This window comes from Gordonia phthalatica, assembly GCF_001305675.1.
Taxonomy (GTDB): domain Bacteria; phylum Actinomycetota; class Actinomycetes; order Mycobacteriales; family Mycobacteriaceae; genus Gordonia; species Gordonia phthalatica.
The window spans coordinates 2,312,796-2,335,993 of record NZ_CP011853.1; the positions used below are offsets into that span (position 1 = coordinate 2,312,796).

At 63.6% G+C, this 23,198-nt stretch carries 23 protein-coding genes and 4 pseudogenes; 16 read left to right on the forward strand and 11 right to left on the reverse strand.

Annotated elements, in window-relative coordinates:
• Positions 1-526: 526 nt before the first annotated feature.
• Positions 527-1,444 carry a hypothetical protein gene (locus ACH46_RS10860; RefSeq protein WP_062392907.1) on the reverse strand — a complete coding sequence of 306 codons (918 nt, stop codon included), beginning with the start codon at positions 1,442-1,444 and terminating at the stop codon, positions 527-529.
• Here ACH46_RS10860 and ACH46_RS10870 point away from each other — a divergent pair.
• Both ACH46_RS10870 and ACH46_RS21615 read left to right on the forward strand, forming a co-directional pair.
• A pseudogene (locus ACH46_RS10870) lies at positions 1,443-2,692 on the forward strand (IS3 family transposase). The gene ACH46_RS10860 and the pseudogene ACH46_RS10870 sit on opposite strands and share 2 nt — an antisense overlap.
• Before the next feature lie 27 nt (positions 2,693-2,719).
• A pseudogene (locus ACH46_RS21615) lies at positions 2,720-2,890 on the forward strand (IS481 family transposase); the annotation flags it as partial.
• Here the strand turns inward: ACH46_RS21615 and ACH46_RS10875 are convergent.
• Positions 2,887-3,363 carry a PaaI family thioesterase gene (locus tag ACH46_RS10875; protein WP_006896186.1) on the reverse strand — a complete coding sequence of 159 codons (477 nt, stop codon included), beginning with the start codon at positions 3,361-3,363 and terminating at the stop codon, positions 2,887-2,889. The pseudogene ACH46_RS21615 and the gene ACH46_RS10875 sit on opposite strands and share 4 nt — an antisense overlap.
• A gap of 114 nt (positions 3,364-3,477) precedes the next feature.
• Here ACH46_RS10875 and ACH46_RS10880 point away from each other — a divergent pair, with 114 nt between their 5' ends.
• Both ACH46_RS10880 and ACH46_RS10885 read left to right on the forward strand, forming a co-directional pair.
• Positions 3,478-4,104: a TetR/AcrR family transcriptional regulator gene (locus ACH46_RS10880; RefSeq protein ID WP_006896187.1), complete on the forward strand. Its 627-nt coding sequence runs from the start codon at positions 3,478-3,480 to the stop codon at positions 4,102-4,104.
• A gap of 86 nt (positions 4,105-4,190) precedes the next feature.
• The gene (locus tag ACH46_RS10885; RefSeq protein ID WP_006896188.1) at positions 4,191-7,232 is read left to right on the forward strand and encodes an MMPL/RND family transporter; all 3,042 of its coding nucleotides are present in this window, start codon (positions 4,191-4,193) and stop codon (positions 7,230-7,232) included.
• 38 nt (positions 7,233-7,270) lie between these two features.
• Here ACH46_RS10885 and ACH46_RS10890 read toward each other — a convergent pair whose 3' ends face one another.
• Entirely contained in the window at positions 7,271-8,494 is a 1,224-nt protein-coding gene (locus ACH46_RS10890; protein ID WP_006896189.1) for an IS110 family RNA-guided transposase, read from the reverse strand.
• A gap of 237 nt (positions 8,495-8,731) precedes the next feature.
• Between ACH46_RS10890 and ACH46_RS10895 the strand changes: the two genes are divergently transcribed.
• The 3 genes and pseudogenes from ACH46_RS10895 to ACH46_RS20820 all read left to right on the forward strand — a co-directional run.
• Positions 8,732-9,697, forward strand: a complete 966-nt coding sequence (locus tag ACH46_RS10895; RefSeq protein ID WP_226995583.1) for a metallophosphoesterase — start codon at positions 8,732-8,734, stop codon at positions 9,695-9,697.
• Positions 9,660-10,930, forward strand: a protein-coding gene (locus ACH46_RS10905) for an IS3 family transposase (RefSeq protein ID WP_417935242.1) whose coding sequence is annotated in 2 segments (ribosomal slippage) — positions 9,660-10,002 and positions 10,002-10,930 — 1,272 coding nt in all. Because the reading frame shifts where the segments join, the coding sequence is not laid out codon by codon here. Before ACH46_RS10895 ends, ACH46_RS10905 begins: the two co-directional genes overlap by 38 nt.
• Before the next feature lie 37 nt (positions 10,931-10,967).
• Positions 10,968-11,171: pseudogene (locus tag ACH46_RS20820) on the forward strand (metallophosphoesterase); the annotation flags it as partial.
• A gap of 11 nt (positions 11,172-11,182) precedes the next feature.
• On the opposite strand, the gene ACH46_RS10910 reads toward ACH46_RS20820, so the two are convergent.
• Genes ACH46_RS10910 through ACH46_RS10920 form a run of 3 tightly spaced genes read right to left on the reverse strand, consistent with a single transcriptional unit; the run spans position 11,183 to position 14,177 of the window.
• A complete protein-coding gene (locus ACH46_RS10910) occupies positions 11,183-12,646 on the reverse strand; it encodes a site-specific integrase (protein WP_226995584.1) in 1,464 nt (487 codons plus the stop codon).
• A gap of 17 nt (positions 12,647-12,663) precedes the next feature.
• On the reverse strand, positions 12,664-13,029 hold the full coding sequence (locus tag ACH46_RS10915; RefSeq protein ID WP_062392913.1) for a helix-turn-helix domain-containing protein: 366 nt from the start codon (positions 13,027-13,029) through the stop codon (positions 12,664-12,666).
• A complete protein-coding gene (locus tag ACH46_RS10920) occupies positions 13,026-14,177 on the reverse strand; it encodes a tyrosine-type recombinase/integrase (RefSeq protein WP_062392914.1) in 1,152 nt (383 codons plus the stop codon). The genes ACH46_RS10915 and ACH46_RS10920 overlap by 4 nt, the downstream gene beginning before the upstream one ends.
• Positions 14,178-14,726: 549 nt before the next feature.
• Here ACH46_RS10920 and ACH46_RS10925 point away from each other — a divergent pair.
• The 4 genes from ACH46_RS10925 (at position 14,727) to ACH46_RS10940 (ending at position 17,158) form a co-directional block, all read left to right on the forward strand.
• The gene (locus ACH46_RS10925) at positions 14,727-15,200 is read left to right on the forward strand and encodes an ArsI/CadI family heavy metal resistance metalloenzyme (RefSeq protein WP_062392915.1); all 474 of its coding nucleotides are present in this window, start codon (positions 14,727-14,729) and stop codon (positions 15,198-15,200) included.
• A gap of 94 nt (positions 15,201-15,294) precedes the next feature.
• On the forward strand, positions 15,295-15,657 hold the full coding sequence (locus tag ACH46_RS10930) for an ArsR/SmtB family transcription factor (protein WP_062392916.1): 363 nt from the start codon (positions 15,295-15,297) through the stop codon (positions 15,655-15,657).
• On the forward strand, positions 15,654-16,745 hold the full coding sequence (gene arsB / locus ACH46_RS10935; protein ID WP_062392917.1) for an ACR3 family arsenite efflux transporter: 1,092 nt from the start codon (positions 15,654-15,656) through the stop codon (positions 16,743-16,745). Before ACH46_RS10930 ends, arsB begins: the two co-directional genes overlap by 4 nt.
• Positions 16,742-17,158: an arsenate-mycothiol transferase ArsC gene (locus tag ACH46_RS10940; RefSeq protein ID WP_062392918.1), complete on the forward strand. Its 417-nt coding sequence runs from the start codon at positions 16,742-16,744 to the stop codon at positions 17,156-17,158. The genes arsB and ACH46_RS10940 overlap by 4 nt, the downstream gene beginning before the upstream one ends.
• 45 nt (positions 17,159-17,203) lie before the next feature.
• Here ACH46_RS10940 and ACH46_RS21085 read toward each other — a convergent pair.
• Positions 17,204-17,306, reverse strand: a pseudogene (locus tag ACH46_RS21085) (transposase); the annotation flags it as partial.
• On the opposite strand from ACH46_RS21085, the gene ACH46_RS21820 reads away from it, so the two are divergent.
• Positions 17,299-17,466 carry a hypothetical protein gene (locus ACH46_RS21820; RefSeq protein ID WP_417935243.1) on the forward strand — a complete coding sequence of 56 codons (168 nt, stop codon included), beginning with the start codon at positions 17,299-17,301 and terminating at the stop codon, positions 17,464-17,466. The pseudogene ACH46_RS21085 and the gene ACH46_RS21820 sit on opposite strands and share 8 nt — an antisense overlap.
• A gap of 23 nt (positions 17,467-17,489) precedes the next feature.
• Here ACH46_RS21820 and ACH46_RS10945 read toward each other — a convergent pair whose 3' ends face one another.
• From ACH46_RS10945 to ACH46_RS10955, 4 genes are all read right to left on the reverse strand, one after another.
• Positions 17,490-17,846 (reverse strand): hypothetical protein, encoded by a 357-nt coding sequence (locus tag ACH46_RS10945; RefSeq protein WP_062392919.1) that lies wholly within the window; start codon positions 17,844-17,846, stop codon positions 17,490-17,492.
• 135 nt (positions 17,847-17,981) lie between these two features.
• Positions 17,982-18,179: a CsbD family protein gene (locus ACH46_RS10950; RefSeq protein ID WP_062392920.1), complete on the reverse strand. Its 198-nt coding sequence runs from the start codon at positions 18,177-18,179 to the stop codon at positions 17,982-17,984.
• A gap of 99 nt (positions 18,180-18,278) precedes the next feature.
• On the reverse strand, positions 18,279-18,434 hold the full coding sequence (locus tag ACH46_RS21475) for a DUF6131 family protein (RefSeq protein WP_193392900.1): 156 nt from the start codon (positions 18,432-18,434) through the stop codon (positions 18,279-18,281).
• A gap of 51 nt (positions 18,435-18,485) precedes the next feature.
• The gene (locus ACH46_RS10955) at positions 18,486-18,761 is read right to left on the reverse strand and encodes a hypothetical protein (protein ID WP_157851042.1); all 276 of its coding nucleotides are present in this window, start codon (positions 18,759-18,761) and stop codon (positions 18,486-18,488) included.
• Between the two features lie 177 nt (positions 18,762-18,938).
• On the opposite strand from ACH46_RS10955, the gene ACH46_RS10960 reads away from it, so the two are divergent.
• The 4 genes from ACH46_RS10960 (at position 18,939) to ACH46_RS10975 (ending at position 23,198) form a co-directional block, all read left to right on the forward strand.
• On the forward strand, positions 18,939-19,586 hold the full coding sequence (locus tag ACH46_RS10960; protein WP_193392901.1) for a LuxR C-terminal-related transcriptional regulator: 648 nt from the start codon (positions 18,939-18,941) through the stop codon (positions 19,584-19,586).
• Between the two features lie 39 nt (positions 19,587-19,625).
• Complete coding sequence (locus ACH46_RS10965; RefSeq protein ID WP_062392923.1) at positions 19,626-20,093, forward strand: SRPBCC family protein; 468 nt, start codon at positions 19,626-19,628, stop codon at positions 20,091-20,093.
• A 10-nt stretch (positions 20,094-20,103) separates the two neighbouring features.
• On the forward strand, positions 20,104-21,528 hold the full coding sequence (locus ACH46_RS10970; protein ID WP_062392924.1) for a hypothetical protein: 1,425 nt from the start codon (positions 20,104-20,106) through the stop codon (positions 21,526-21,528).
• Between the two features lie 68 nt (positions 21,529-21,596).
• Positions 21,597-23,198, forward strand: a complete 1,602-nt coding sequence (locus tag ACH46_RS10975) for an alkaline phosphatase D family protein (protein ID WP_062392925.1) — start codon at positions 21,597-21,599, stop codon at positions 23,196-23,198.

Consider the following 23,198-nt stretch of genomic DNA (forward strand, 5'->3'; position numbering starts at 1 on the left):
ATTCGTTCAGATGCTTCCAGCCTCTTCGACCACGAGAATGCGCGCTTCAGGAGCCGGATGTGCGATGTGCTCGTCGCCGATGTCGACGCAACACACCCACCCGGGAGTCAGACGTTGAACATAGTCTTCGCCGTCAGCGTTCACTGAAGACGAACCCCGGAGATCACACTCATTCGTCACAGTGACATATTTGAGGAGCACAACTCGGGGACACCCACACAGGGGTCACCCAGAGTCCAGAGCGGCAAGTGTCGGCACACGACCTCGCCAGATACCCATCCAACAACGGGATCCGCCGAACTCTGCATACGAGCCACGTCGCCACACCGACGAAGAAGGAACCAACAACGGCCGCAGGCATGCCACCGCACGAAGAACAAGTGACGGGCAGCCGACAGCATCATCGCGTACGTAACGTCCGTAGTAGAAGCGTCGCGGCATATATCGCCAGCTCGCCATACTGGTAACCACTCGTATCACTTTGTCTCGAGTCCAAACCAGCTGAGGCAGGCTCCGAAACCTGCCCTCAGGACGAAAGGGCAGGGACCGGTTTCGTGTAGCCGTCATCGCTGGCAGTTGGTTTGGGCGGGGCGCTGACCGATCGGCGGTGTCCCACGGCGGTGAGGATCACGCCACCGACGATCCACCCGGCGAGTACCAGCCACGATGACGTCGTGTCGGCCTGGGGGAAGTACGACAGTTCACGGACCAGCGTCGCCGATGCACCGGGTGGGAACCACTGTCCGATTTCGCCCCATGCTCCGGGGAGGAACTGTGACGGCAACGCGCTTCCCGAGATGGGGTTGGCGAACAGCATCATCACGACCGGGCCGATTGCAGTACCAGCGCGGCCGATCAGCGCAACGCAGCCGATCATCGGTGCGGCGATAGCGGCGATGGCCACGGCGAAGGCGCCGACGTTGAGTAAGTAGTTGCCCTGGATCGACCCGAACCAGAGTTGCAGGATGCTGGCGAGGACGATTCCGCCGACGATGGCGTACGTCGTCACTGCGAGGATGCGTCGCCTCGCTCCGACGATGACAGTCGAGATGAGGACGCCGCCGATGATGCCGCCGAAGAGCATCGGGAAGAACGCCGAGTTCAGCAGCGCGCCATTGGGGTCTTCGTCGGAGAACGGTGCAACGTCGGTGAGGGTCACTGTGGGTTCACCGCCCGGTGGGACCCCAGACTGTTGAGCGAGCGCCGACTCCAATGGGGTCGCCAGTTGCGCGGCAACCTCATTGACCGCACCATTGGCCGATGCGGTGAGCACCTCGGGCTGCGCACCGAGGACGATCCCGCCCATGTAGTCGCGAGATTCGATGCCGGCCACCACGGCGTCTCGATCATCGACGACGGTGACGTCGTAGATCTCACCACTCGAGGACTGAATCGTCCCGGGTTTGATGGAGACAGGTTTGACCGGAAGGGACACTTGTTTCATGCCTCGCCCATCGAAGTACTCGAAGGAATTGCGGGACCGTGCCACGCGCATGGCCATCGACGCCCGTAAGGACCCCGAGACCGCGCCAGGAGCGTTGGCGCGGATCGCCAAACAACTCGACATCAACCCTGAAACCCTGCGCAACTGGGTTCGCCGCGTCGAGGAAGGACAGGCCGCGGCACCGGGTGTGGAGACGGTCTCGGATATCGAACGGATCCGCCAGTTGGAGAAGGAAGTCTCCGAGTTGCGGCGGGCGAACGAGATATTGAAGACCGCGTCAGCTTTCTTCGCCGCCGAGCTCGACCGGCCACACCGCTGATCGTCGACTTCATCGACCAGCACCGTCATCGATGGCCAGTCGAGGCGATCACCGCCGCCCTCACCGAGGCAGGATGCGCGATCGCGCCATCGACCTACTACGCCGCCCGCGGCCGCGCCCCGTCGGCTCGAGCGGTCCGCGACGAGTATCTGAAAGAGCAGATCATGGACGTCTACGAAGACTCCGGCGGCATCTACGGCCGCCGCAAGATCCGCGCCGCCCTCGCCCGCCGAGGGATCACCGTCGCCAAGTGCACAGTCGAACGACTGTGCCGTGACCTGGGGATACGTGGCGTCGTGCGAGGTAAGTTCCCGCGTACCACGAAACCGGCACCCGAGACCGAACGCCCTGCTGATCTAGTCGACCGCGCGTTCTGCGCGACTGCGCCGAATCAGCTATGGGTTGCCGACATCACCTACGTTCGAACCGAGGTCGGTTGGGTCTACGTCGCGTTCGTGTTGGACGTGTTCTCGCGGATGATCGTCGGCTGGCAGACCTCGACCCGCATGTTCGCCGACCTGGCGATCGACGCATTGGCGATGGGCCTGTGGCTGCGTCGCCGGGCCGGCCAGGACATCACCGGCTTGATTCACCATTCCGACCGGGGCGTCCAGTACCGGGCGATCCGCTACACCCAGGCCCTTGCCGAGGCCGGCGCCGTCGCCTCGGTCGGCTCGCGCGGCGACTCGTATGACAACGCGATGGCCGAAGCCTTGAACTCACTGTACAAGCACGAGTTGATCTACCGGAAGGGCCCGTGGGCGTCGACGAACGCCGTCGAGATCGCGACTGCCGAGTGGGTCCACTGGTACAACACCACGCGCCTGCACGGCGAACTCGATCACCGGCCGCCGGCCGAGGTCGAAGACCACTACTGGCAGCAGCACGCCGCTGCTGCTGAGACAGAACCTGCACTACAGAACAAATGATCGGTCTCCAACAAACCCGGGTCTTGACAGACCCTGCAGGAGGAATGGGCCTACGCCCGTCCCTACCTCAGTGAAACCGAACGCGTCGCGGCCTTCCCCGAGTTCCTTCGCATCTACAATCACGAACGCGGCCACACCGCACTCCGAGGCAACTCACCCGCCGACCGCGTACCCAACCTGTCGGGTCAGTACAGCTAGTCGGCCTGAAAGAATCTGGTGATGAGGTCTGCTGTGGCGCCCCAGTCTCCGTGACGAAGAAAATGACTCAAGTCGACCTTTACGAAGACCGCTTCTGCGGCGAAATAGGTTGTGTCGCCGACAGTACCGTTGGCTTCGATGAAGAGCGCGCGGTCGGTTTCGTCGACGAGGGAGGCGGTGATGTGCACGGGGGTGTGCAGTGGGACCGGGCGTCGATACTCCACGGTGAGGGTTCGGGTGACTGCGGGTGTCTCGGCGATCCACAGGGTGAAACCCATGATGTCATCGCATGCCGCTGAGATGGCTCCGCCGTGGGCGAGTCCCGGGGCTCCTGAGTGGCGCTCGTCGAATTGCAGGTCGGCGTAGACGTGGTCGCCGTGCAGGTGTACCTCGAGGTGCAGGCCATTGGGGTTGTCTTCGCCGCATCCCATGCACCATGGTGCGTGTGCTGGTAGTGGTTTGTCGCCCCTCATAAGTGACCTTTCTGAGCCTTCAATCGGTACCGCCACTGGCAGTTTCGCTCTGTTACCGACGGTATTGTTGTGCAGTCAGGGGTTCGTGATTTTGGCTATATAGGGAGTGGCCAGGTGGAAACCATCGATTCCGACGATGTTGACCCGAGGCGGGTTCGGTCGCGTCAGCGTTTGTTGGATGCTGCGGTGACCTTGCTGAACAGTGGCGGGGTCGAAGCCGTTACCGTGGAGGCGGTCACTCGACTGTCTCGTGTTGCTCGCACCACCTTGTATCGTCACTTCGAGAGCTCCACAGATCTGGTGGCGGCTGCCTTCGAGCGATTGTTGCCTCAGGCCGAGACCCCCGAGACGACGACGTCGATCCGTGATGACCTGCTGAAGCTGATGCAGCGGCAGGCTGAGCTTATTGAGCAGGCACCGCTGCAGTTGACGACGCTGGCATGGTTGGCAATGCTTCCCGAGCAGCCCCGGCAATCCGGGCAATCCGACGGGGATCAGAACGCGCTCGCGCCACTGCGTCGTCGAGTCGTCGAGCAGTATCGAGAACCATTCGATCGAGTTTTGACGAGTGACGTGGCCACGGCGGAGCTCGGCGACCTCGATTTGACCATGGCAGTCACTCAACTGGCGGGCCCCCTTGTCTTTGCCAAGCTCACGGGCATTCGGTCGATGACCGTTGGCGATCTCGAACAGCTTGTCGACGATTTCCTCATGGCCCACCGGCGACACCAAACCTCCTGACCTCCTCCCCCATCTATGGTACTGCTAGTACCGTAACGATACCGTCGGTTTCGTAGACGGGCTGGGTCGAGGGTGAGGTGCTGCGTATGGTGGTCCAACGTCCAAGTGGTGGGCGCTTGGCGGCGCGCCGGTTGGCGGAACGCAGCGAGTACAGCACGACATTGGGGCGGTTGGCACGGTTCACCTTGGCGCACAGATTCCTCGTCATCGGGGCGTGGGTGGCTGTGGGTATCGTCTTGGCGATACTGTTTCCCCAGCTGGAGACGGTGGTGCGGCAGCAGTCTGTTGATCCGATCCCTGCTGGGGTTCCATCGTTTCAAGCACTCGATCAGATGGGTGGTGCGTTCGGTGAGAAGGGCGCCAAGACCACTGTTTTCGTGACCATGGAGAACCCGAACGGGTTCACCGACGTGGCGCGGGAACGCTACGACATGCTCGTTCTGCAGTTGCGCGAAAATTTCGACGATGTGCAGTCAGTGCGGGATTTGCTCTCCGATCCGACGACGGCCGGCCAGGCCTTGAGTGAGGACGGGCAAGCCTGGTACTTGCCTGTCGGGGTCACCGGAACTTTGGGAGGGCCAACGGCCACGCATGCTGTGGAGACCGTGCGCCAAACCGCGCAGCGCGTGTTTGACGGTACGGACACCACTGTCCATGTCACCGGGCCGACGGCCACTTTCAGTGACCAGATCGTCAGTGCTGAAAGCGATTTAGTCGTGATCACTGTGGCGACGGTGGCGCTTATCGCGATCATTCTGTTGATCGTTTACCGATCGCTGTTCACCGCGCTGGTGCCGTTGTTGGTGATCGGTGTCAGCCTCGGCGTGGGCCGCGGGGTCTTGTCCGCACTCGGCGAACTCGGTATGCCGGTATCGCAGTTCACCGTCGCGTTCATGACCGTCATCCTGCTCGGAGCCGGGGTCGACTACTCAGTCTTTTTCATCAGTCGCTATCACGAACGGCTACGCCAGGACGCTACCACTGAGGTTGCGCTCGTGGACGCGACAGCAACTATCGGACGGGTCATCCTGGCTTCAGCTGCCACGGTGGCGCTGGCCTTTTTGGCGATGGTGTTTGGTCAGCTGAGCGTGTTCTCCACCTTGGGTCCGGCATGCGCGATCGCCATCCTCATCGGATTCCTCGCCACGGTCACCCTGCTACCACCGGTGTTGCTGTGGGCGGCGCGATTCGGCTGGGGCGCACCCAGACGAGATCTGACCCGAAAGTACTGGAATCGCGTCGCCGTGCTCGTCGTGCGGCGTCCTGTGCCTCTGCTGGCACTAACCCTGGTCGGGCTAATCGTGCTTAGCGTCTTCGCGATGGGCATCCAGATCACCTTCGACGATCGTGAGGGGCAGCCCGCGACAACCGACAGCAACGAAGGCTACGCGTTGCTCGACCGTCATTTCCCTCAAGACGTCACTATCACTGAGTTCCTCGTTGTAGATGCACCGATCGATCTCCGTACTGCCAGCGGGCTGGCCGATCTTGAGCAAATGGCCTCACGTGTATCCCAGATCCCCGGAGTGACTCGAGTCATCGGTGTTACCCGTCCCACCGGGGACAAGCTCGAGCAAGCCGAGCTGTCCTGGCAGAACGGTCAGATCGGGGACCGGCTGGCGGGTGCGGTCGACGATGGCCAGAACCGCCGAGGTGACCTCGAACAGCTCCGTACCGGCGCATTCCAACTCGCCGACGGGCTTACTCAGCTCGACACCCAGGTACGCACCAACTTGGCCCCCCTGGCCGGCATCCTCGATCAGGCAAGCACAGCAGGGCAGCAAATTCAGCAGTACCAGCCGATACTCCGCCAACTCGCCGCATCTGCACCAGCGCTCGATCGCGCTTCTCAGAATGCCCCACAGCTGGCCGCGCTCACCCGCCAAACATCTGCAGCCCTGGCAACAGTGACCTCGATCCTGCCCATCCTCGATAATGCGCCCTGGTGCACCCAAGTCCCGCAGTGCGCAGCTCTGCGCGCGCAGACCCGCAATCTCGACGCCCTACTGAGCAACGGGACCCTCGACCAGATCGCCACGCTGTCAACACAACTCGCGCAGCTGGATACACCGATCTCAACAGTCACCGACCAACTCACTTCCACCGTCAACTCACTGGGCTCCACGCTGGGAAGCATCAGCAGCCAAGACCTTCCCGGCAAGCTCACCCAACTGCAAACAGGTATCAGTCAACTCGCGGCGGGATCACGCCAACTCGCCGCCGGTGTATCCGCGCTGATCGACAGCAACCTTCAACAACTCGCCGGGATGGCCGCGCTAGCCACACAACTACAAACCTCCGCCCGCGAGACCGCCGGAACAAACTCAGCAACCGGCTTCTACCTCCCACCTCAGGCCAACGCAGACCGCCGTTTCGTCGACGTCGCTCGCCAGTTCGTCTCGCCCGACGGCCATACCGTGCGCTACGCAATACAAACCAGCTTCGACCCCTACAGCACCGAGGCCATGCAACTGGCCGACACAATCACCGATGTCGCACTCGCCGCCAGACCGAACACAACCCTGCAGGACTCCAACATCGCGATAGCCGGGTTCCCCGCCATCAACGCCGATCTGCAACGTCTACTCACCGAAGACTTCCGACTCCTAGCGTTGGCCACCCTCACCATCGTCGGCCTGATCCTGATACTCCTACTCCGAGCACTCATCGCGCCGCTATACCTTCTGGGCACCGTCATACTCAACTACACCGCGGCACTGGGTATCGGTGTCCTGATCTTTCAACACATCCTCAAAACCGATATCGCCTGGCCCGTACCACTACTGGCCTTCATAGTCCTCGTCGCGGTCGGCGCCGACTACAACATGCTTCTTATCTCTCGCCTACGCGAAGAATCCCAAAACAACATCCGCATCGGCGTCCTGAGAACCGTCACCAACACCGGATCAGTCATCACCTCGGCCGGCCTCATCTTCGCTGCCAGCATGTTCGGACTCATGGCCGGATCCATCTCGATCATGACCCAGGTCGGACTCATCATCGGCATCGGCCTGCTGCTCGACACCTTCATCGTCCGCACCATCGTTGTGCCGACCATCGCCACACTTGTCGGCAGAGCAAGCTGGTGGCCGAGTACCCGAACCGACACGCATCCAGTGTCCCGCTAGTACGCACGCACGTGCCGAGATCTGACCGGCCCCGCCAGTCATCCAGCCATCGCGCCCACCTCATCGACTGACACCCGCTCGACGGTCGGCCGCGGCAACCACACCCTACCGTCGCGGATCAGTGCCCAGACCACGTCAACCAGACGTCTAGCGAGAGCGATGAGAGCGTGGACGTGGGAACGCTTCTCGCGTCGTTTGCGCTGGTAGAACTCGCGGGACGGGCCGTCGCGTTGCGAGCTGTTGAGTGCGGCCATGTAGAACACCTTGCGAAGTCCTCTGTGGTAACGCTGGGGTCTACGCAAGGCTCCCCGGCGGTTACCGGAGTCGTGCGGTACCGGAGCAAGGCCGGCGTAGGCGGCGAGTCTGGCGGGCGAGCCGAACGAAGTGAGGTCGCCGCCGGTGATCGCGACGAGCTCAGCGCCGCTTCGGGTGCCGATGCCTGGCACGGATTCGAGAATCCGTGCGTGACGGTGGCGGCGGAACACCTCGGTGATCTGCTTATCCAGGTCGGCGATCTGACGGGTCAGCATGACCAACGAGGTAGCCGCGTGTTGCACCAGTAGGGCTGTGGTCGCCTCGCCAGGCAGGGTGACGGTCTGCGCGGCCGCCGCGGCACGGGCTTTGTCGATCATCTTCGGGATCGTGGGTCGGCGGACGCCGTGACTGCGCAGGTGGTCGTAGATCTCGTCGTCAGAGACCGCAGCGATCGCAGATGGCGTGGCGAAGCGGGTGAGGAACGTTAGACCGGTCAGTGTCGAGTAGTCGAAACACCGTTCTAGTGCAGGGAAGATGCGGGTCAGCAGGCCGCGCAGGCGGTTGATGCCTCGCGTACGTTCAGCGACGAGGTCGTTGCGATGTCCGGTCAGCAGGTCGAGTTCGATCGCGACGTCGTCGGGCGCCGAGACGGTGGCGAGATCGCCACGTAGGCGGGCTGTCTGGGCGATCACGACCGCATCGCGGGCATCGGTCTTGCCCTCACCCGCGAACGCACCGGTCATGCTGTGCACGACCCGGCCGGGCACGTAGCGGATCTGCTGGCGCCGCGCAGCCAGCACACCCCTCAGCAGCGCCGATTCCGGTGCGGTCATGTCGATCGCCCACACCACGAATTTCATGTCGGCGACCCGGTCCATGAGCGCTTCGATCGCCGGTTGATCGTTGGGAAGCCGCCGAGACCACAGCACCGTTCCCGCCTCATCGACCGCGGCGGCGTGATGCGCATGCCGACCGACATCAATTCCTACCCAGATCTTTTCGTCCATACTGTCCTTCCGTGTGCGGTTGGCTCGTCAGGGTGGTTTCGCCGGCACACCTTTACACAGCGACAAGTTCGCGAACACATCTCAATCAGCGGCCGAAACGACCCGTCACGGTCCGGGGTGACCTTCCACGCCAAGCCACCAGCGACAACAGGTGATTGTCGAGCCACGCCCCGAACCGCGGACGAACGTCCGAGGCGACCGCCCCGGACGTACTCCAACGTAAAGGTGATTGTGGCGGTGGGCACCACGCTCTACGGCGTGGGTGAGGCCGCGTCGGTGCGGGTCAATCAGGAGTCGGTGACGTTGAAACGGCTGCCCGCCGAGTTCGACGGTCTACGCGTGGCCGTCGTCAGCGATTTGCACCTGGGACCCGCCCGCGGGGAGGCGTTCACACGCACGATCGTCGACATGGTCAACGCCGAGCGCCCCGACCTCATCGCGATCGTCGGTGACCTGTCAGACGAAACCATCGAGCATGTCGGATCAGACCTGCAGCCACTCGCTGATCTGCGAGCGCCGTTGGGTGTCTTCGGTGTCTCAGGCAACCACGAACAGATCTCCGACGACGTCGGCGCCTGGATGGACGAGTGGCGTTCGCTGGGTATCACCACCATCAACAACTCAAGCGTGGAGATCCGACGCGGGGCAGCCACCATCGATGTCGCTGGAGTGCATGACCTCAGCAATTCCGCCCCGTACGAACCCGACCTTGACGCCGCGGTCGCCGGTCGACCCGACGATCGATTCACCCTGCTACTGGCGCATCAACCCAACCACGTCCGGGAGGCAGCAGCCCACGACGTCGATCGGGCCTTCCCCCTGGATGTTGGACACGCTGATTCCAGCCTGATGCTGGGGAAGCGAGATGATGTAGTCCATGGCCAGGAAGCACTACGACGAGGAGGGGCCTTCCCCCTGGATGTTGGACACGCTGATTCCAGCCTGATGCTGGGGAAGCGAGATGATGTAGTCCATGGCCAGGAAGCACTACGACGAGGAGGGGCCTTCCCCCTGGATGTTGGACACGCTGATTCCAGCCTGATGCTGGGGAAGCGAGATGATGTAGTCCATGGCCAGGAAGCACTACGACGAGGAGGGGCCTTCCCCCTGGATGTTGGACACGCTGATTCCAGCCTGATGCTGGGGAAGCGAGATGATGTAGTCCATGGCCAGGAAGCACTACGACGAGGAGTTCCGGCGTAACGCGGTCGACTTGTACGAGACCACGCCGGGTGCGACGGTCCGGTCGATCGCCGGCGATCTCGGGATCGAACGCGGCACGCTACGCGGATGGCTCGACAAGTACGGGACCGGACGCAAGACCGGCGCCGACGGAACCCCGACCACCAGCCCGCTACACCGCAGAACCACCGATGAGGTACCCGACGGCGAGACTCCCGAGGAAGAACTGGTCCGGCTGCGGGCACGGGTCCGGGCGTTGGAGGTCGAGACGACGAAGCTGACGACCGAACGCGAGATCCTGCGGAAGGCAGCCAAGTATTTCGCGGGGGAGACGAACTGGTGAGCCGCTTCCAGTTCGTCGCCGACAACTCCGCCACCTACCCGGTGAAGTGGCTGTGTGACCTGCTCGAGGTCGTTCGTTCCTCGTACTACGCATGGCGCAAGGCCGCGCCCGGTCGCGAGCGTCGAGCCGCTACCGACGATGCCCTGCTCAAGGAGATCACAGCCGTGCACGACGAGGACACGTCCTACGGTGCCCCGCGGATCACTGCCGACCTCAACGACGGGAAACCCGCTGGTGAGCGCGTCAATCACAAACGTGTGGAGCGGGTCATGCGCGAACACGGGATCGCCGGCTACCGGAAACGACGACGGGTCAAGACGACGGTGCCAGAACCGGCAGAGCAGAAGTACCCGGACCAGGTGAAACGGGACTTCACCGCGCCGGCACCGAACAAGGTGTACGTCGGCGACATCACGTATCTACCGTTGGCGATCCCGGGTATCGACGGGAAGGCCAAGAACCTGTATCTGGCCACGGTCATCGACTGCTTCTCTCGCCGGCTCGTCGGGTGGGCGATCGCTGATCACATGCGCATCGAGCTGGTCATCGACGCGCTACGCGCGGCCGAGCGTGACCGCGGGAGTCTGCGCGGAGCGATCTTCCACTCCGACCACGGATCGGTCTACACCTCGAAGGACTTCGCTGACGCCTGCCAGGACATGGGCGTGACGCAGTCGATGGGCGCGGTGGGTACCAGTGCCGACAACGCGTTGGCCGAGTCGTTCAACGCGGCATTCAAACGCGAGGTCCTGCGCGATTCGGCGAGTTGGCCCGATGAGAGGACGTGTCGACGGCAGGCGTTTCGGTGGTTGACCCGCTACAACACGCGGCGGCGGCACTCGTTCTGCAACAACATGTCCCCGAACGATTACGAGCGGAGCGTCTCCGATAGAATCGGAGACGCAGCTTAATTCACCCCTGTGTCCACTATCCGGGGGGAAGCCCCATCTCCAGGTATCCGGACACACGCACGGCGGGCAGATGTGGCCGCTGCGTTACGCCGCCGCTGCTGCCGCCGACACCGCAGTCACCGGACTCGACTTCTACAAGGACACCACCGTGTTCACCACCTATGGGGCCGGCGCCTGGGGACCGCCCGTCCGAGTGGGTGCGCCGCCTGAAATCGCCATCCTGCAGTTGCGCAGCGCCTGATCGACCGACAGTCATTGCTCGCGTTGGCCGTTTCGTGCTGCAACGTATGCGCCAAACTGACTCGATCCGCGGAGTGCATGATTGATCGCCGTCTGTGTGTGGATGCCGAGTGCGTCTGCAAGGACAGGAGGCGGTGAGGTCTGGGTGATGGTTTGCCAGGTACCGAGACGCGTTGTGAGCGAGGGAAATCCGAGTGCCTTGAGGCGGCGCCTCAGGTGACTTTCGTTGAGATGGTTCCCAGGCTGATAACCGGGGAAGACCCACACCGATTCGCTATGCGCGGCGGTCTGCCGGTTGGTTGTCGCCTCGGCGACCTCGGCGACGAGCCGATCCAATGGCGACTCCAATACGATTGGGTGCTTTCCGAGGGTGATGGTGCAGGTCTCCTCGCGGTTGATCTGATCCCATCGCAATGCGGCGACTTTGTGAGTGGGCTGCCCGAACACCACGATCAGCGCAGCGGCCAGGCGATCGCGCGGAGTCAGCGCGTCGTTGGCAAAGAGCCGTGTGAGTTGTTCGACTTGCATGGTTTCGGTCAGGGCTCGTGTCGTGCCGCGTTGGTGAGGCGCGATCGTCAGCGGGGGCAATCGATACGTGGCGACTACCCACGGGAGAAATCGGCTCAATAGCCGGTTGGTTTCGGTGCCGGACGCGACGAACGTATCGACCTGACTTTGATCGACGTCGGTGACCGATATCTGCAGCATGTCGAGGAAGTTGAGGAAGTCGATTGCAACGGTCACTCCCTGCTTGGCGGCGAGAAACGTTCCGTTGGTGCACTTGTCGTCGAATCGTCTTGACACATGCCACCGAATGTAGCTGCGGATCACGAGCTGATTGTCAGGGTTGGTGAGCGTCGCGAGCTTGCTGTCGGCCCACGCGGTGAACCTGGTCCGGAAATCCACTCGGGCGCCATCGATGCCGTGCTCATCGAGGAGGGCGCGAATGTGCACGGACGAACGGTTCACCGGTAGCGCTGCCAGCAGTCGCTGGTCCACAGTGTCGGCGGCGGCGATCTGTTGGAGCACGGCGCGAACAGTTGGGTTTCGCAGCCACGTGACCCCGCTGTTGGCGCGAGGCATCTGTTTAAGCGCAGCTGCGAGGCCGGCCAGTTGCGGATTGACGACACCGGTGTGCGGGTTGGTGAGGAGTTCGTCGACTTGATGGGCGAGCTCGCAGCGCCAGCAATGACCGCGACGGTAGAGCTCGGCCTCGGCTCCGCATTCGACGCAATCGACGTTGAGTTGGATGCCGCTACAGGTGCGGCACAGGTATTGGCCGGTCGGTGTGCGTCCCGGGACAATTCCTGAGTGTGCGCATTCAACACATTGCCCGACAACGCGTTTGGCTTGGTTGTAGCAATAGCAGCAGATTGGGGTGTCCTGCCACCACGCGGCGGTGAGATAGGCCTCACCGCATCGTTCGCACGGCTCGTACCGGTCAGGTTCGGGTGCGGGCTTCCGGCGTGCCATCATCTATCATCACCGCGGGCCTAGGTATCTCGTGGGCCGTCGTCGGAATCGACCACGCGAACGCGACGAACCCCGGGAGCCTTCTTCGGTCGGGCTTCTCCTGCCGGCAGAATGTCGGGTGCGGTTCCGGTTGCCCTACCTTGCATCACCACGACGGGCTCGAACAATTCGGCGGGGGAGCAGTCGAGGATGTCACACAGCGCGGCGAAGACCCGGCTGTTGATGCGTTCCGGTTTGCCCGTCATCAATCGGTACGCCTGAGGTTGAGAGAGAGTGATACCGCGGCTCCGAAGGAGGGTGACCAGTTCGGTCGACTTCCACAGATTGCGGTCGGCCATGAGTTTTCGCAGGTTCCAATGGAAATCGACGCGCTTCTGAACGTTCATGCCTGGTTGCTTTCGCCGTAGGGGACAGCCGCGGATGCGAGTCGCTCGCGGATCATGCGCTGCAGGGTCTTCTGTCGGTAGTCCGAACTCACCTGGGTGTAGAGCGCCGTGGTGGATGAATGCTCGTGGCCCACCTGTTGTTGCACGAACAGCGGATCGTAGCCGTCCTCGATCAAGTGCGTGACGTACGACCGGCGAAACCCGTGAAGCGACAGACCATCTGGCAAACCGGCACGTCGACGATGGCCTGTGAATCGAGTGGCGTACGAGTTCAAGGTCAACTGGTCACCGCGTTCTGACGGCCACAGCCAGGGCGAGTCCGCCGCATGTCCCATGAGTTGTCGGCATCCTTCTGCGCCCACCCACGCCTCAAACACATCCGGACCCCAGTCCATCAGGGGAACCGTCAAGACAGTACGTCGCTTGTGTGCGGAGCCACGCGACCCTTTGCCGTACCGGACGTAGACAGCACCAAAGGCCTTATATTGCGGCACATGTGGATTCGGTCCGAAGTCATGGATCTGCAGTCGTAGGAGTTCTTGACGACGAAGGCCGTAGCCGTAAGCAACCTTTGCGATGCAGGAATCGCGCAGCGTGGTCAGCCAGGCCTTGTTGTTCTTCGCGTAGAGACGCTCAACTTCGTCGTCGAAGTAGTCGAACAGGGTCTGAACTTCATTGCGGGAGAACGCTCTCCGTTCTGGCTCCGCCTCGTTGTCAGAGACATGGACCGGAAGATTGTAGGCGAAGCAGATCTGCGACGGGTATTCGCCGAAGACCTGGGCGCACAGGTCTGGCCACCGGTAGACCGGCTCGCAGAGAAAGCTACAGAAGCCCCTGACCACCATCAGATAGGCGCGAATGGTTGACTTGGCGGCCGTCCCGCCATTGCGTGCGTTCAGCGTGGTGACGTACTCGTCGACGTCCTGCGGCATCCATCGCCACGGGTAGTCGCCAGAGACTGCCTGAAAATCCTGAAGGACTCGCAGGTAGCCATAGATCGTGGATGCACCCAACGTGCGTGCCATCAGCGCCGATTTCCAACCCTCGAGCATCTCTGTCCAGATCTGCTCTTCGGGACGAAGCAACTCGGCGCCAGACGAGACGAGTCGTAACGGGGCGCTACCAGGCAGTGGGTGTTCACCACTCATAATCCAGCACCATACGCCTCTATTCATCCAATGAATAGAGTTTCGGCAAATATCAGTGGGGCAGACCCGCGCCGGCGCCGACAACGATTCGGGGCCACGCTGTATCGAGCAACCAGTAAGGAGGCAGTGGTCCATACATGCTGCAGAAGAACTGAATCCACTCAGACGTGCAGAATCGTCACAGTGACATATTGCGCGCTCGCGCCAGGTGATGTCAGACGGGAGACCCGGCGAACTCACGGTGCATCGCACCTCATCCCGCGACCTTTCCATGCATCAGATGAATTATCTTGTCATGTCTGCACGTAGATCGGACGGAACCGTGCAGCTGCGTCATGCCGCGGGAGGCGAACAATCCGCGTTCCCGCTGGTTCTGGCGTTTTACCAATGATCTCGAGTATTCACCTGTTTGCGAACTCGATAGATAATTGCGCCGATAAGATACATTATGTTAAGTCCAGTTCTGCGTATTGCACCAAATGAATCATCATCGAGTTACAACGGAAACAGGCAACTACTTCGACATTCATCAAAGCCTTGGAGGTTCTCATGTCCCGCGTACAACTCGCTCTCAACGTCGACGATCTGGAAGCGTCGATCGCGTTCTACAGCAGGCTGTTCAACACCACCCCCGCGAAGGTCAAGCCCGGCTATGCGAACTTCGCGATCGATGAACCCGCGCTGAAGCTGGTTCTGCTGGAGAATCGCGGAGAGGGTGGCACCGTCAACCACCTCGGCGTCGAAGTCGACTCCAGTGAGGCCGTGCACGGCGAGATCGCCCGCCTGGCCGGCGAAGGATTGTTCACCGAGGAGCAGATCAACACCACGTGCTGTTTCGCCACGCAGGACAAGGTGTGGGTCGGCGCTCCCGACGGTGAACGCTGGGAGGTTTACACCGTCCTGGCCGACTCGGACACCTTCGGTGAGGCACCCACTCTCGCCGCGGAGGGCTCCGACCTGGGCCTGACACAGGCTTCGCAGGGGTCCTCGACGTGCTGCACGCCGGCCTCCGCGAGCTGCTGAAAACTGCGTTGGCCTCGAGTCGGGGAAGAGCGTCACCCTCTGGGTGACGCCCTTTCGTGTTGCACCCGATATCGACCAGTGTCAATATCGATATATGTCGAAATCATTGGGAATCGAGGTCTCACCGGTCCGGTGTTCGCCGCTGGTGCGTGAGCCGTTGACCCCCGAGCAGTCGGTGCAGGCGGCCGCGGTGTTCAAGGCGCTCGCCGATCCGGTGCGGCTACAGTTGTTCAGCTTGATCGCCAGCCACGACGGCGGTCAGGCGTGCGTGTGCGACATCTCGCCGGCGGTCGATGTCTCACAGCCGACGGTCTCCCACCACTTGAAGGTCCTGCGGACCGCTGGGCTGCTGGAGTCCGAACGCCGCGGATCGTGGGTGCACTATCGGGTCGTACCGGCCGCCCTCGACGTCGTCGCCGGCATCGTGGCACCGTTGACCGGGAAGGCCCTGGCATGAGCGTCCAGACGCCGAGCCGCAGCGTCGCCGGGAAGTTGTCGACGCTGGACCGGTTCCTTCCGGTGTGGATCGGGTTGGCGATGGTCGCCGGGCTGCTGCTCGGTCGCCTCATCCCGAGCCTGAACACCGTCATCGACAAGATTCAGGTCGACGGGATCTCCCTGCCCATCGCACTCGGTCTCCTGATCATGATGTACCCGGTGCTGGCGAAAGTCCGCTACGACCGTCTCGACACCGTCACCGGCGACCGCCGGCTGCTGGTCGGGTCGCTGGTCTTGAACTGGGTTGTCGGCCCAGCGCTGATGTTCGCCCTGGCGTGGCTGCTGCTGCCGGACCTGCCCGAGTACCGCACCGGACTCATCATCGTCGGCCTGGCCCGCTGCATCGCGATGGTCATCATCTGGAACGACCTCGCGTGCGGAGACCGGGAAGCCGCCGCCGTACTCGTGGCGATCAACTCGGTGTTCCAAGTCCTGATGTTCGCCGTGCTGGGCTGGTTCTACCTGTCGGTGCTTCCCGGCTGGCTCGGGTTGGAGCAGACCACGATCGACACCTCCCCCTGGCAGATCGCCAAGTCCGTGCTGATCTTCCTCGGCATCCCGCTGTTGGCCGGATACCTCAGTCGCCGGATCGGGGAACGTCGCCGCGGCCGAGCCTGGTACGAGCAGACCTTGCTGCCTCGCATCGGACCGTGGGCCCTGTACGGACTGTTGTTCACGATCGTGCTGCTCTTCAGCCTGCAAGGCGACCAGATCACCTCTCGCCCCGCCGACGTCGCCCGCATCGCACTGCCGCTACTGGCCTACTTCGCCATCATGTGGGGCGGCGGGTACCTCCTCGGCGCCTCCCTCGGGCTGGGCTACGAACGCACCACCACCCTCGCGTTCACCGCAGCAGGAAACAACTTCGAACTCGCGATCGCCGTCGCGATCGGCACCTACGGCGCTACGTCCGGCCAGGCCCTGGCCGGTGTCGTCGGACCGCTCATCGAGGTCCCCGTCCTGGTCGCTCTGGTCTACGTCTCCCTCGCCCTTCGCAACCGGTTCACCCCCAACACTTCTCAGCCCACCGAAAGGGGCCTGCCATGAGACCGTCCGTGCTGTTCGTCTGCGTCAAGAACGGCGGCAAGTCCGCGATGGCCGAAGGCCTCCTGCGCCAGGCCGCGGGCGGTGCGATCGAGGTGCACTCGGCCGGCACCCGCCCCGGCATCGCCGTCAACGCACTCTCCGCCGAAGCCCTCGCCGAAGTCGGCGTCGACATCACCGGACACGTCCCGGTCGGCATCGACCCGGCCCTGCTGGCCCGAGTCGACAAAGTGATCACCTTGGGTCGGGAAGCCGTCGTCGACGCCCCCGGCGTCACCGTCATCAACTGGGATACCGACGAGCCCTCCGAACGCGGCATCGACGGCATCGAACGCATGCGCTTGGTCCGCGACGACATCACCGCCCGCGTCCGGGCGCTCGCCGCCGACCTCACCCCGGAGGCCACGGCTCAATAGACGGCGGAAGCAACGCTGACTCGGTGCCGATCTAGGCCGCAATATGTTGCGCAGGTGCCCGCCATCGCGAATTTCTGACGATGATCGCATCGAGGTAGATCACCGGATACAGGGCTTCGAGGTCGCGGGTCTGCCATTTGGTGACCTCCTCGGCGACCTCCTCGGTGATCGTCAACACCGTGTCGGCACTCCTCGCCGAGCAGCCCGTCGCCACCGCGGACCTCGCTGCGGCGCTCGCCTGGTGCGCCGGGATCGGAGTCGTCGCCTACCTGGCGGCGATCAGGCTGTACCGCCGCAGGATTCGCTGAGTCGCGACGCGGACCGACACCGCTCAGCGACGCGGCGTCAACGTGAACCGTCCGACCACGGCACCGCCGAGGTACGCCGGTCCCGAGTACCCACCGTGCCCGTCGCTGTTCATGAATACGCGGTGACCCGGGAAGAAGTCCACATAGCCGCCCCTCGCGGTGCGGTGGATCGGGTAGCGCCCGATGAGCACCAGGTCTCCCCCTTCGACCCGACCGGGTCGCTGCAGGAGTACAGCACCCGACGACCAGGTGGTGGACGTGTAGTTACCGGACTTGACGTCGGCGGACGCGATGCCCGGAGCGCCGAGCACCGCGACGGCACTGACGGCGGTGGCGAGTACGGCAGTCCGGAACACAGCCGGACGAATGGTGATCGACATGATGAACTCCTGTCGGCTCGGGCTCCCCAATTTACGCCTGTTTCGAGGCGACGCCGAGGGATCAGAGGAGGCGAGAGACCCGGCGGTGAACCGCTGCGCGGTCCACCGCCGGGTTTCCGGCTATTGCGTGAATCTCTAGTCGCCCGTGAGCTTCTCGGCCACCTCGTTGGCCTTGTCCTTCACCTTCTCGATCCCCTTCTTGACGCCCGACGAGGCCTGATCGGCCTTACCCTCGTTCTTCAGATCATCGTCGCCGATCGCCGATCCGGCCGATTCCTTCGCGCGTCCTTTCAGTTCTTCGGCCTTGTTCTCGAACTTGTCCTGAATTCCCATGGCGAGCTCCCTACTGTGTGTTGCGACGTAATGAATGAATCCGGTTCGGCCCACTGTGATCCCGACATCGCGATCGATGCCGGCGGACCGCCGAGACGATCAGTACCAGTGCCGTCGTCCGGCGACGGCATGCCCGAGGGCTCCCGCCACCAGCAGCACCACACCGATCGCCAATGCGATGATGCCGATCGTCCACAGAATCGGAATCTTGAGGACGAGTCCGATGATGAGCAGAATCGCACCTATCACGATCATCAGGCGTTCTCCTTTCGCTTGAAAGAGTTCGACCGATCGACGACTCGCCGGTCACAGGCGCCGCCGAATCCGCACGACCCACGAAACGCCGACGGATGCGAGCAGCACCGCACACACGGCTCCGACGACGCAGGTGACCAGGCTCAGGATCCAGCCGGGGTCCGCGGTGCCGACATCGAACACGGTGATTCCAGCACCTCCGGCGATGCCGCCCACCGCTCCGAGAAGTCCGCAGATCGACGCCCGGAGATGTTCGTCGTGCGGGATGAAGTCCACCGTGTGCCAACCGGCTACCGCCCCGACCAGAAGCCAACCCGCGCCAGTCATGAACCACACCACGCACGAGCCTTCCGCCATCTGCTGGCCTGGCGCGCGACGTACTGCGGAGCCGACGATCTGGCCGACAAAGCGCATCTGACGCTTTGCTGATCGAAACGCTATGTGGTTGTGGCACTTACGTCTTCACCCCTAAGGGTGAAGCGACGGGCCGATATGATCGTCGATGTGACCCCACTCGTTCTCGCGCTCATCGACGATTACGAAGTCGTCGTCGAAGGCTTGGCATCCATGATGCGCAGCTACCAGGACCGCATTCGGATCGTGGAGTTGGATGCGAATGCGACAGTCGCCACCCCCGTCGACATCGCGCTCTACGACTCATTTGCGAATCCCCAGGGCGACAGCCCCCAGGTCCGCGAACTCGCGGCGAATCCGAATGTCGCCAAAACAGTCGTCTACACGTGGAAGTTCGACCAGCGGAGCATCACGCGCGCCCTCGCGAACGGGGCCGACGGCTACGTCGCGAAAAGTCTGGCGGCCGCGGAGTTGGTGACCGCCCTCGAGTCGATCCACCGTGGGGAACAACGCGTTCATCCCACCGGCCGAGCGTCACGGAAGGTGGTCGCCGGCGACTGGCCCGGGCGCGAGGAAGGTCTGACTCACCGGGAAGCCGAGATGCTCGCCCTCATCACGCAAGGACTGAGCAACGAGATGATCGCTGAGCGCACCGCGCTGTCGATCAATTCGGTGAAGACCCACATTCGCAGTTGCTACCGCCGGATCGGCGTCACGACCCGGACTCAGGCCGTCCTGTGGGGAGTCGACCACGGCTTCCTCCCCGACCGATCACGACGATCCGGCGACGACGTCTGATCCCCAGTCACCCGCCACCACCAGAAGGAGCTACCCGCCATGACCACTTCCGCTGCCAGCCGCGACTTCTCCGAAGAGATCCGGATCGACGCCGATCGCGACCGCGTGTGGGCGGTGCTGAGCGACCCCGCGACGATGCCGGAGGCCAGTCCGGAGCTGTTCGCAGTGACGCGGCGGCACGGTCCGTTCAAGGTCGGCGAACGCTTCGTCGGGTGGAATCGTCGCGGGGCTGTCGTGTGGCCGACCGTCAACAGAGTGCTCAGCGTGGATCCCGGTCGCGAACTCTCCTGGCTGACCAAGACGAGCGGCGCTGTGTGGACGTACACGCTCACGGAGGACGACGGTGCCACCATTCTTCGCGAGACGCGCCAGATGCCGAGCGGTGCACCGCGGTTCGCGACGATGTTCGGCGACGCTCTGCTCGGCGGTATGGCGAATCACGCCGATGAGCTCGAGACGCACGTGTCGGCGACTCTGGCGTGGATCAAGGCGCGCACCGAATCCTGACATCGCACTGGTGGTGAGCCTGTCATCGGCGGTCATGCTGCTGGACGGGGATGGTCCGGCCGTGGAGGACGCACCCGGCGTCGCAACGCTCGACGCGATGCCGAATGCACCGACCGAACGGTGGCGTCGGACCGGCCACGACCTGTTCGGCCCGGAGGTCGCCCAGACCCGTGTCCTGGCGCAGAACGACGACGTGGTGATCGTCAGCGGCACCCGAGCCGAGCCCGACGCGAAGTCTGTGATGACCGCCGTCGACGCCCGAACCGGTGAGGCTCGGTGGGGTGCTCCGCGGGAGGACTGGCCGTCGGAGTGCGCCATCAGCGACAACGGCCGCCTGGCCTGTGTCCGCAACGCCCGGGACCGCGGCGTCGTGGTGAGCCGCGTCAGTTTCCTGGACCCGTCCACGGGGCGAGAACAGCGGTCGGAGCTGGTCCGAAGTCCGGGGTGGTCGAAGATCTTCGCTGCCGGCGACGGGTTCCTGGTGATCACCGACGGGACCGAGAACATCGGTCTGCCCGAGGACCGTCGGCCGGGAGACAGTTCCCGCTACGTTCTGATGCGCGTCGACCCGCGGACGCAACTCGATCGGCAGGCGTCGCTGGTCCGCTTCTCGTCGGACGGTGATCGGCTGTGGGACGCAGCACCACCGAAGAATCACTCGCGGGCGCCGATTCGCTCCACCGAGATCAGTCGCGACCTCATCGTGCTCGGGGACACCAAGTCGGACGGATTCTCCGTCTATCGGATCGATGACGGCGAGCTGGTCTACACAGGCGAGAACCCGGCCGCTACAGGGAGCGTGTCGGCGATGTACGCCGTCTACGACGGCGGGTTCGCCATCACCCCCGACCGGGCTTCGGACGCACCGCGCACCGAATTCTTCGACACCGACGGCACCGAGATCGGCAATGTCGCCGGCTGGGGCCTCACCGCCTTCGATTCGGTCGTCGGACAGGCCCCGGGGATCGCCGCGAACACGATCCCGGTGCTGTCGGCCACGAGAGAACGGATCGGCGTTGCCTCCGCCGTCATCGGCGGCGTCCGCTGGGAGGCACCGGCCGGTGCGCCCGGCGTCCGTGCTGTCGTGGCGACAGTCCTCGCCGACGACACCCTCATGGTCTCCACCCATGACCCGACCGGCTCCGCCGTCCAGGTCTTCGACACCGCTCACCAGGCTCCGCTGTCGACAGTTCCGATCAGTTTCGGCCAGTCGGTCATGGGCTTCGACGGTTCTCGACTGGTCGTCAGCGGGCGCGACCCCGCGAGTCGTTCCACGGCGCATGTGCTGGTCGCCTACGACGTCCGGACCGGGGCGCAGAGTTGGCAAGTCCTGCCGCAGGCCCCCGACTCCATGTGGCAGCCGATCGAACCGGGACTCGTCCTGGTCTCCACGGCCTCGTCCGACGGCGGATCCGTCGCACGCTACGCCTCATGACCGGGTTCGTCACCGGCGCAAAACCTTCCGGTTCCCTCGCGGTCACCCGAAGCCACGACCGTGGAGACATGACCGCAGACCCACGCCCGCTCGTGTCCCGTCGAACGCTTCTCCGCGGCGCCGCCGCCGGAGCCGTCCTGATCCCAACGGGCGGTGTGTTGGCGGCGTGCGGATCGTCGACCACGACGCCCGCTCCGAGCTCGACGGGATTGACCCGTACCCGTCCCGGGCTCACACACGGTGTGGCCGTCGGCGATGTCACGACCAGCAGCGGCCTGGTCTGGGCACGGTCCGACAGTCCGGCGACGATGATTGTCGAGACGTCGGCGACGGAGAACTTCGCCAATCCGAGGAAGACCCGCGGCCCCGTCCTCTCGCCGGCGACCGACGGCACTGGGCGCGTCCAGGTCGCAGGCCTCGAACCCGGTCAGACCGTGTTCTACCGGGTGAGCCTGGAAGGCGAGAACGGCGCCGTCGGCGAACCGCTCGTCGGCCATTTCACCACTGCACCCAGCACCGCGTCCGACATCCGCTTCGTGTGGTCGGGCGACGTGGTGGGCCAGGGCTGGGGAATCAATCCCGACATGGGCGGGATGACGATCTTCGGCTCGATGGCCGACCTGGAGCCCGACTTCTTCATCCACTCGGGCGACGCGATCTACGCCGACGGCCCGGTGAAGGCCACGCAGCAGCAGAACGACGGCAAGACGTACCGGAGCATCACCAGCCCGGCCAAGGATCAGGTGGCTCAGACGCTCGACCAATTCCGCGGGAACTACGCCTACAACCTCACCGACGAGCACTACCGTCGGTTCAACGCGTCGGTGGCGCAACTGATCCAGTGGGACGACCACGAGGTGATCAACAACTGGTTCCCCGGCGAGGATTTGACCAGCCAGAAGCGGGACGGATACTCGGAGATGAACGTCGACGTGCTCGCCGGCCGAGCCCGCCAGGCATGGGCGGAGTGGCAGCCCGTCCAACTCGGCACGCAGAACCGTCTGTACCGGAAGGTGTCGTACGGGCCGAACCTGGACGTGTTCATCCTCGACATGCGGAGCTACAAGAATTCGAATCCGGACGCCTGGAAGACCGACGATGCCGCGGGGATCCTCGGCGAGGCGCAGACCCGCTGGCTGATCGACGAACTCAAGCGCTCCACCGCGACGTGGAAGGTGATCGCCAACGACTTGCCCCTGAGCATCGTCGTGCCCGATGCCGCCTCCGACCCGAAGGAGGGCCCCAAGTCCATGGAAGCCGTCGCACAAGGCGACAACGGTGTGCCACTCGGCCGCGAGATCGCGTTCTCCCGCATCCTGGCGCAGACCAAGGACGTCCGGAACAAGGTCTTCCTGACCGCCGATGTGCACTACACCGCAGCGATCTCATACGAGCCGGACCGCGCGCCGTTCAAGGACTTCCGACCGTTCTGGGAGTTCGTCTCCGGGCCGCTCCACGCCGGAGCATTCCCCGAGAGCCCGCTGGACACCACCTTCGGGGCGAAGTACCAGTTCGTGCACGCTCCCACCGAGAAGAACGTCTCCCCCGCCGAAGGCTTCCAACACTTCGGCGAGGTCACGATCGCGAAGGACACCTCGGTTCTGACCGTGAACCTGCGCGACGCCGCCGGCGCGTCACTCTACGAGAAGTCGTTGTCCCCGGAGCGCTGA

What these genes read in the sequence shown, in the direction of transcription:
- ACH46_RS10885 (WP_006896188.1), top strand. Translation starts at nt 4,191, where the DNA reads ATGGTGGTCCAACGTCCAAGTGGTGGGCGCTTGGCGGCGCGCCGGTTG.
- ACH46_RS10950 (WP_062392920.1), bottom strand. Translation starts at nt 18,179, where the DNA reads ATGGGAATTCAGGACAAGTTCGAGAACAAGGCCGAAGAACTGAAAGGA.
- ACH46_RS10925 (WP_062392915.1), top strand. Translation starts at nt 14,727, where the DNA reads ATGTCCCGCGTACAACTCGCTCTCAACGTCGACGATCTGGAAGCGTCG.
- arsB (WP_062392917.1), top strand. Translation starts at nt 15,654, where the DNA reads ATGAGCGTCCAGACGCCGAGCCGCAGCGTCGCCGGGAAGTTGTCGACG.
- ACH46_RS10945 (WP_062392919.1), bottom strand. Translation starts at nt 17,846, where the DNA reads ATGTCGATCACCATTCGTCCGGCTGTGTTCCGGACTGCCGTACTCGCC.
- ACH46_RS10955 (WP_157851042.1), bottom strand. Translation starts at nt 18,761, where the DNA reads ATGACTGGCGCGGGTTGGCTTCTGGTCGGGGCGGTAGCCGGTTGGCAC.
- ACH46_RS10965 (WP_062392923.1), top strand. Translation starts at nt 19,626, where the DNA reads ATGACCACTTCCGCTGCCAGCCGCGACTTCTCCGAAGAGATCCGGATC.
- ACH46_RS10975 (WP_062392925.1), top strand. Translation starts at nt 21,597, where the DNA reads ATGACCGCAGACCCACGCCCGCTCGTGTCCCGTCGAACGCTTCTCCGC.
- ACH46_RS10915 (WP_062392913.1), bottom strand. Translation starts at nt 13,029, where the DNA reads ATGAACGTTCAGAAGCGCGTCGATTTCCATTGGAACCTGCGAAAACTC.
- ACH46_RS10940 (WP_062392918.1), top strand. Translation starts at nt 16,742, where the DNA reads ATGAGACCGTCCGTGCTGTTCGTCTGCGTCAAGAACGGCGGCAAGTCC.
- ACH46_RS10860 (WP_062392907.1), bottom strand. Translation starts at nt 1,444, where the DNA reads ATGAAACAAGTGTCCCTTCCGGTCAAACCTGTCTCCATCAAACCCGGG.
- ACH46_RS10910 (WP_226995584.1), bottom strand. Translation starts at nt 12,646, where the DNA reads ATGATGGCACGCCGGAAGCCCGCACCCGAACCTGACCGGTACGAGCCG.
- ACH46_RS10875 (WP_006896186.1), bottom strand. Translation starts at nt 3,363, where the DNA reads ATGAGGGGCGACAAACCACTACCAGCACACGCACCATGGTGCATGGGA.
- ACH46_RS10890 (WP_006896189.1), bottom strand. Translation starts at nt 8,494, where the DNA reads ATGGACGAAAAGATCTGGGTAGGAATTGATGTCGGTCGGCATGCGCAT.
- ACH46_RS21475 (WP_193392900.1), bottom strand. Translation starts at nt 18,434, where the DNA reads ATGATCGTGATAGGTGCGATTCTGCTCATCATCGGACTCGTCCTCAAG.
- ACH46_RS10930 (WP_062392916.1), top strand. Translation starts at nt 15,295, where the DNA reads ATGTCGAAATCATTGGGAATCGAGGTCTCACCGGTCCGGTGTTCGCCG.
- ACH46_RS10920 (WP_062392914.1), bottom strand. Translation starts at nt 14,177, where the DNA reads ATGAGTGGTGAACACCCACTGCCTGGTAGCGCCCCGTTACGACTCGTC.